The sequence below is a fragment of the Inquilinus ginsengisoli genome, from assembly GCF_031453975.1.
GTDB classification, from domain to species: domain Bacteria; phylum Pseudomonadota; class Alphaproteobacteria; order DSM-16000; family Inquilinaceae; genus Inquilinus; species Inquilinus ginsengisoli_A.
Map to the genome: position 1 here is coordinate 320532 of NZ_JAVDPW010000001.1, position 7787 is coordinate 328318.

Genomic DNA, 7787 nt, shown 5'->3' on the forward strand with positions numbered 1-7787 from the left:
GTTCGCCGTGAGCGACGCTGCCTTCGATATCCGCCCGCGCCGCGACGCCTCCCGCCGGCTGGCCCTGGACTATGCCGACGCCGAGACGCTGGTCGAGGTCCTGCGCCGCCGTGCGGCCGAGGACACCGACACCGTGGCGGTGCGGTTCCTGGCCGACGGCGAGACGGTCAGCGACACCCTCGACTACCGGACCCTGGATCTCCGGGCCCGGGCGATCGCGGCCCATCTGCAGACCGTGGCGGCGCCGGGCGACCGGGCGCTGATCCTGCTGACCAGCGGGCCGGACTACATCGCCTCGTTCTTCGGCTGCCTCTATGCCGGGATCATCGCCGTGCCGGCCTATCCGCCGGAATCGATGAGCCTGCACCATGTCGAGCGGCTGCAGGGCATGGTCGCCGATGCCGGCGCCCACCATCTGCTCACCAACCGCGCCCATCGTGCTTCGGTCGAGGCCCTGGCGGCGGCCCATGACGGCGTCGCCGTGATCGCCGTCGACACCCTGTCGTCGGACCTGGCCGAAGCCTGGCGGCCGCATCCGGCGAAGGGCGACGACATCGCCTTCCTGCAATACACCTCGGGTTCCACCGCCAACCCCAAGGGCATCGAGGTCACCCACGCCAACCTGCTCGACAACCAGCAGATGATGATCCATGGCTGCGGTGTGACGGCCGACGACATCTTCGTCACCTGGCTGCCGCTGTATCACGACATGGGGCTGATCGCCGGGCTGATCCTGCCGTTCTTCGCCGGCATCCGCCTGGTGATGATGACGCCGCAGCACTTCCTGGCCCGGCCCGCCCGCTGGCTGGAGGCCATGCAGCGTCACGGCGGCACCATCAGCGGCGGCCCCGACTTCGCCTACCGCCTGTGCTGCGAACGGATCAGCGACAGGACCCTGGCGGGGCTCGATCTGAGCTCCTGGCAGGTCGCCTTCTGCGGGTCCGAACCGGTGCGGGCGGACACCATGGCGGACTTCGCCGCCCGCTTCGCCCCGGCCGGCTTCCGCCGCGAGGCGCTGATTCCCAGCTACGGCCTGGCCGAGGCCACGCTGACCATGTCGTGCAGCCCGCGGCCGGAGCCCTATGTCACGCTGCGTGTCGATGCCGAGGCCCTGGCGGCGCATCGCGTGGTGCCGAGCGAGACCGGCATCGAACTGGTCAGCAGCGGCCGGCCGATCCGCCCGCCGCAGCTGCGCATCGTGAATCCCGAGAGCTTCGCGACGCTCGGCGAAGACCGGGTCGGCGAGGTCTGGGTGGCCGGCAACAGCGTCACCCGCGGCTACTGGCGCAATGCGCCGGCCACCCGCGAGGCCTTCCTCGACCATGACGGCGGCACCTGGCTGCGCAGCGGCGACCTGGCCTTCCTGCACGATGGCGAGCTGTTCATCACCGGCCGCCGCAAGGATGTGATCATCATCCGCGGCCAGAACCGTTACCCCCAGGACATCGAGAAGGCGGTCGAGGCCGGCGTGACGCAGATCCGCAAGGGCCGGGTCTCCGCCTTCGCGGTCGAGCACGAAGGCCGCGAGAGCATCGGCGTCGCGGTCGAGATCGGTCGCGGCGAGCAGCGCAAGACGGCGCCCGAGGCGCTGGTCGAGGCCATCGACCGCGTGATCGCCGAAACCCAGCAGGAGCCGGTCAGCCTGGTCGCCCTGCTCGATCCCGGCACGCTGCCAAAGACCACCAGCGGCAAGCTGCAGCGCTCCGCCTGCCGGCAGCGCCTGGCCTCGGGCGAGCTGCAGGCCTACCACCTCTATCGCCGCCCGGCGGCCACCGCCCGCGACCACCAGCCGCCGCAGAGCGAGACCGAGCGCCGGCTCGCCGCGATCTGGGCCGAGCTGCTGGATGCCGATCCGGTCGGGCGCGACGACCAGTTCCTGGCGCTGGGCGGCCATTCGCTGCTCGCCCTGCAGGCGGTCGACCGGGTCCGGACGGAGTTCGGCGTCGACCTGCCGCTGCGCGAGATCTTCGCCCCGCAGAGCCTCGCCGATCTGGCCGCCAGGCTCGACGTCGCCCCGCGCCAGGCGCCGGGGGCAGGACTTCCGGCCATCGCCGTGCAGCCGCGCCGCGCCGAGATGCCGCTGTCGCTGGCGCAGCAGCGGCTGTGGTTGGCCGAACGCCTGGCCGGGGAGGGGGCGCGCAGCGCCTACAACCTCACCGGCCAGCTGCGGCTGACCGGCCCGCTGTCCCGCCCGGCGCTGGAGCGGGCGCTGGCCGGCCTGCTGGCGCGGCACGAGATCCTGCGCACCGCCTATCCCGACGGCGCCGACGGCATGTCGGTGGCGCGGGTCGCCGCCGACGCCACGCTGGCGCTGCCCGAGATCGACCTGTCGGCGCTCGACCCGGCGCGGCGCGAGGCGCGGCTGGCCGAGATCGAGGCGGAAGAGGCGCGGCGGCCGTTCGACCTGGCGCGGGCGCCGCTGTTGCGCACCACCCTGCTGCGGCTCGGGGCGACGGAGCACAGCCTGCTGGTCGGCCTGCATCACCTGATCGGCGACGGCTGGTCGATCGGCGTGCTGATCGACGACCTCGGCGCGCTGTACCGCGCCGCGCTGGAGCACGGGCCGTCGGCGCTGGCGCCGCTGCCGGTGCAGTATCTCGACTACGCGCAATGGCAGCGGCAGCTACTGCAGGGCGAGGTGCTGGAGGGCCAGAAGGCCTTCTGGCGCGATCATCTGGCCGGCGCCCCGCGCAGCCTGGACCTGCCGACCGACGACCCGCGCCCGGCGATCGCTTCTGCGGCCGGGGACAGCGTGCGCTTCAGCCTGCCCGGACCGCTGGTCGCGCGGCTGGAGGCCCTCGGCCACGCGCAGGGCGCGACCCTGTTCATGGTGCTGCTGGCGGCGTTCGAGACGCTGCTGCACCGCGTGACCGGCGCCACCGAACTGATCATCGGCACCGATGTCGCCGGCCGGCCGCGGCGCGAGCTGGACGGGCTGATCGGCTTCTTCGTCAATGTCCTGCCGCTGCGCGCCCGGCTGTCGGCGGAGCAGGCCTTCGATGCCCTGCTGGCGCAGGTGCGCGACGAGACGCTACTGGCCTTCGAACACCCGCTGCTGCCCTTCGACCAGATCGTCGAGGCGGTGGGCACGCCGCGCGACCGCAGCCGCAACCCGCTGGTGCAGGCGCTGTTCGTGCTGCAGAGCGCGCCGCGCGGACGCTTCGGCGTCGACGGGCTGGTGGCGGAGCTGCGGCCGGCCCAGGCCCACAGCTCGAAATTCGACATGGCGCTGTTCCTCGACCCGCTCGGCCCGCGCGCCGCACAGGGGCTCGACGGGGAATGGGTCTTCGCCAGCGCCCTGTTCGGCCGGGCGCGGATCGAGCGGCTGGTCGCCGCCTGGACCGGCCTGCTGGAACAGGTCGCCGACACCCCCGACCGCTCGCTGAGCGGCTTCTCCCTTCCCTCACTGGAGGATCAAGCGATGTCGTCTTCTGCGCCGTCGTCCCCGAAGCCATCGGGTCAGGTGCCATCCGGCCAGGCGCGCATGGGCGCCAAGCTCGACAAGCTGAAGAAGTTCGCCACGCCCTCCGCCCGGCCGGCGGCAGCCCCGGCCCGGGAGCTGGTGCGGACCTCGTCGCTGACGCCGGGGACGATCTTCCCGCTGGTGATCGAGCCGGCCAGCGCCGACCTCGACGCCGTGGCCTGGGCCGCGGCGCATCGCGACACCGTCGAGACGCTGCTGCGGCGCCACGCCGGCCTGCTGTTCCGCGGCCTCGGCCTGGCGACGCCGCAGGATTTCGAGGCCTTCGCCGAGGCGCTGCAGCCCGGGCTCTACGGCGGCTATGGCGACCTGCCGAAGAAGGAAGGCGGCCGCAACACCTACCGCTCCACCCCGTATCCCGAGCGGAAGATGATCCTGTTCCACAATGAGAGCTCGCATCTGCCGCGCTGGCCGCGGATGCAATGGTTCTTCTGCGAGCAGCCCTCGCCGGTCGGCGGCGCCACCCCGATCGTCGACTGCCGCGAGATGGTCCGCCGCCTGCCGGCCGAGCTGGCGGAGCGCTTCGACCGCCTCGGCCTGATGTATGTCCGCACCTTCACCGACAAGCTGGACGTGAATTGGCGCGACTTCTTCCGCACCGACAGCCGTGCCGAGGTCGAGGCCCGTTGCCGCGAGGCCGGGGTCGATTTCACCTGGATCGGCGAGGACGAGCTGCAGACCCGCACCCGCTGCCCGGCGGTGATCACCCACCCGCTGACCGGCGAGCGCTCCTTCTTCAACCAGGTGCAGCTGCATCACACCCGCTGCCTCGACGCCGATGTGCGCGACGACCTGCTCGGCATGGTCGGGCCGGACCGCATGCCGCGCCAGGTGTTCTACGGCGACGGCAGCCCGATCGAGGATGCCGTGATGGACCTGATCGGTGAGCTCTACGAGGCCTGCGCCGTGCGCTTCGACTGGCGCAAGGGCGACGTGGTGATGCTCGACAACATGCTGGCCGCCCATGCCCGCGACCCGTTCGAAGGGCCGCGCCGCATCGTCGTGGCGATGGGCGACATGGTCGACCGCAGCAGCCTCGACGGCGCTTCGGCGCCGGGGGGGACGCGATGACCGATCTCGCCCTCTCGGCCGCGGCTGCCGAAACCTGGCCGCTCGGCCCCGAGCAGCGCGCCGCCGCCGAGCATCCGGACGACGCGCTGCTGTTGACCATCGACATCACCGGTGGCCTTGACGAGGCGCGGTTGCGCGCGGCCCTGCTGCGGGTCGCCGGGCGCCACGAGATCCTGCGCACCGCCTTCGTCGCGGTCCCCGGCTATCGCGGCCTGCGGGCACAGCCGCTCGACGCGCCGGCCGTACCAGGCTGGGCTGTGCTCGACCTGCGCGGCCGGGCCGACGCCGCGGCGGCGCTGGCACAGGATCTGGCGGCGCAGCGCGCGGCCGGCTTCGACCTGGCTATCGGCCAGACCCTGCGCGCGGCGCTGTACCGGCTCGGCGATGCCGAGTGGCGGCTGGCATTGCTGGCCTCGCCGCTGGTGGCGGACCGTGGCGCGCTGGACTTGCTGTTCCGGGCGCTGCACGACGACTACGCCGGCGCGGCCGTTCCGGCGAATGAGGACGCCGTCGCCTACGCCCAGTATGTCGACTGGCGGGCCGAGATGGCGACCGACGAGGATGCCGCCGAGGGCCGTCGCTACTGGCAGGACCATCTCGGTGCCGCGGCGTCGCTGCCGCTGCATCTGCCCTATCGCCGGCGCGACGCCGGCCCGGCGGCGCGCGCCAGCCGCGAAGCCCCGGTCGACGCCGCCGTCGCAACGCGCCTGGCGGATCTGGCCACCGCCCGCGGCGTCGCGCTCGACACCGTGCTGCAGGCCGCCTGGTGGGCGTTGCTGGCCCGGATCTCCGGCCGGCCCGAGATGGTGGTCGGCTGGCAGCAGGATTGCCGCCGCAGCTACGGCGCCTTCGCCGACACCATCGGCGCGTTCGACAAGGTGCTGCCGCTGCGCCTGGCGATCGACCCGGCCGAAACCCTTGGCGCCCTGCTGGACCGGCTCGGGCCGGTGCTCGACCTGCATCTTGGCTGGCAGGAGCATTGGGCGGTCGATGCGCTGGGGCGCGACGACCATCTTGCTGCCGGCTTCCAGGTCTCGGCCCGCGCGTCCGCCTGGGCGCCGGCGCGGCTCGACGGCGGCGCCTGGCGCCTGGCCTCGCTGCCGGGGCCGCAGGCCTTCGAGCTGGCGCTCGAAGCCCGGCTGGCCGATGACGGAACGCTCCGCACCGTCGCCCTGCATCATGATGCCGGCCGCTACGCCGACGCCGCGGCCGCCACGCTGCTGGAACAATACCTGGCCCTCCTGGCCGCCCTGCCGGACCAGCTGGCGACGCCGGTCGGCGCGCTGTCGCCGATCGGCGCGGCGGAGCGGTCGCGGCTGCTGGCCTTCGACGGCACCGCCCGGGCGGCCGGTCCCGGCCCGTCCCTGCCGGCGCTGATCGCCCGCTGGGGCCGCGAGACGCCGGCGGCGCCGGCCCTGGCCGGCGGCGACGCCGTGCTGGACTATGCGACCCTGAACGCCCGGGTGGACCGCCTGGCCGCGTGGCTCGCCGGCCGGGGCGTCGGCCGCGACGCGGTGGTGGCGCTCGACATGGCGCGGTCGGCCGGCATGGTGGTGGCGCTGCTCGCCGTCTGGCGGGCCGGTGGCACCTATCTGCCGCTCGATCCGCAATGGCCGCAGGCGCGGCGGCGCCAGCTGATCGATCAGGCCAGGCCGGTGCTGGTGCTGGCCGAAGGGCCGGATCCGGTCTCGTCCGAAACCGTCCCCGTTCATACCCTAGGCGCGGCGGTGGCTGCGACCGACACTGCGGCCTTGCCCGATCCGGCCGTGGACGATCCCGGCCATGCCGCGTATGTGCTGTTCACCTCCGGCTCGACCGGCACCCCCAAGGGCGTGGTGATCGAACACGGCCAGCTGCGGACCTATGTCGAGGCGGTCAGCGACGCCCTCGGCCTCGCCGGCTGCCGCCGCTTCGCCCTGACCTCGACCGTCGCCGCCGATCTCGGCAACACCGTGCTGTTCGGCGCGCTGCGCCACGGCGCCTGCCTGGTGGTGGCCGACGACGCCGAGATGGCCGACGGCGCTGCCTTCGCCGGCTTCCTGCGGGGCCACGCGATCGACTGCGCCAAGCTGGTGCCGTCGCATCTGGCGGCGCTGCTCGACACGCCGTCTCCGGCACTGCCGGGCACGCTGGTGCTGGGCGGTGAGGCGACCCCGAAGGCGCTGGTCGACCGGGTGCTCGCCATCGCGCCGCAATGTCGGGTGTTCAACCATTACGGCCCGACCGAGACCACGGTCGGCGTGCTGGTGCATGCGCATGATCCGGCGGCGCCGGCCTGGGCCGGCGACGCCCTGCCGCTCAGCCGCGTCCTCGACGGCAGCGAGATCCGTGTGCTCGATGCCGCCGGGCAGCCGGTGCCGACCGGCGCGGTGGGCGAACTCCACATCGGCGGCGCCCAGCTCGCGCGCGGCTACCTCCATGGCGACCCGGACGGCGCCTTCGTCATCCGCGACGGCCGGCGCCTGTACCGCAGCGGCGACCTGGCCCGCATCCTGCCCGAGGGCGGGCTGCAGCTGATCGGCCGCGCCGACCACCAGGCCAAGATCCGCGGCTATCGGGTCGAACCGGGCGAGGTCGAAGCTGCGCTCAAGGATCTCGACGGGGTGCAGCAGGCGGCGGTCATCGTGCACCGGTCGGAAAGCGGGGACGTGCGGCTTGTCGCCTATGTCACCCTGGACCCCGCCGAAGCCGACACCGCCACCCGGATGGCGGCGCTGCGCCCGGCCCTGGCCGCGCGCCTGCCCGACGCGATGGTGCCGGCGCAGCTCTTCGCGCTCGACCGCATGCCGCGCCTGACCAACGGCAAGATCGACCGCCGCGGCCTGCCCGACCCGGCGACCCTGGCCGGCGCCGGCGCCAAGGTGGCGCCGCGCGACCCGGTCGAGACCCTGCTGTGCCAGGTGACGGCGGAGCTGCTGGAGCGGCCGGCCGACGCCATCGGCGTCACCGACGACTTCTTCGAGATGGGCGGGAACTCGCTGCAGGTGATCAAGCTGGTCGCCCGCATCCGCAAGCTGTTCCAGGTCGAGGTGCCGCCCGGCATCGTCTTCGACCACCCCAGCATCGCGGCGCTGGCGCAGGCGCTGCGCGGCCATGCGGCGCCGGGGCGGATCGAGCAGATCGCCGGCCTGCGCCTCAGCCTCGACGCCATGGGCGAGGAGGAGCGGGCGGCACTGCTGGCGAAGGCGCGCCAGGCACAGGCCAAGGCACCCTGACGTCGTCACGGCGCCGCTGC

Annotated in this window: 2 protein-coding genes; both read left to right on the plus strand. The window is 73.5% G+C overall.

What is annotated here, in order from left to right:
• Window positions 1-7 precede the first annotated feature (7 nt).
• The gene (locus tag E9232_RS01615) at window positions 8-4552 is read left to right on the plus strand and encodes a condensation domain-containing protein (protein WP_309791734.1); all 4545 of its coding nucleotides are present in this window, start codon (window positions 8-10) and stop codon (window positions 4550-4552) included.
• The gene (locus tag E9232_RS01620; protein WP_309791736.1) at window positions 4549-7767 is read left to right on the plus strand and encodes a non-ribosomal peptide synthetase; all 3219 of its coding nucleotides are present in this window, start codon (window positions 4549-4551) and stop codon (window positions 7765-7767) included. The genes E9232_RS01615 and E9232_RS01620 overlap by 4 nt, the downstream gene beginning before the upstream one ends.
• The last annotated feature ends 20 nt before the right edge of the window (window positions 7768-7787 follow it).

Excerpts from the sequence above, each read along its gene's own strand:
- E9232_RS01620 (WP_309791736.1), top strand. The coding sequence starts at position 4,549 with ATGACCGATCTCGCCCTCTCGGCCGCGGCTGCCGAAACCTGGCCGCTC.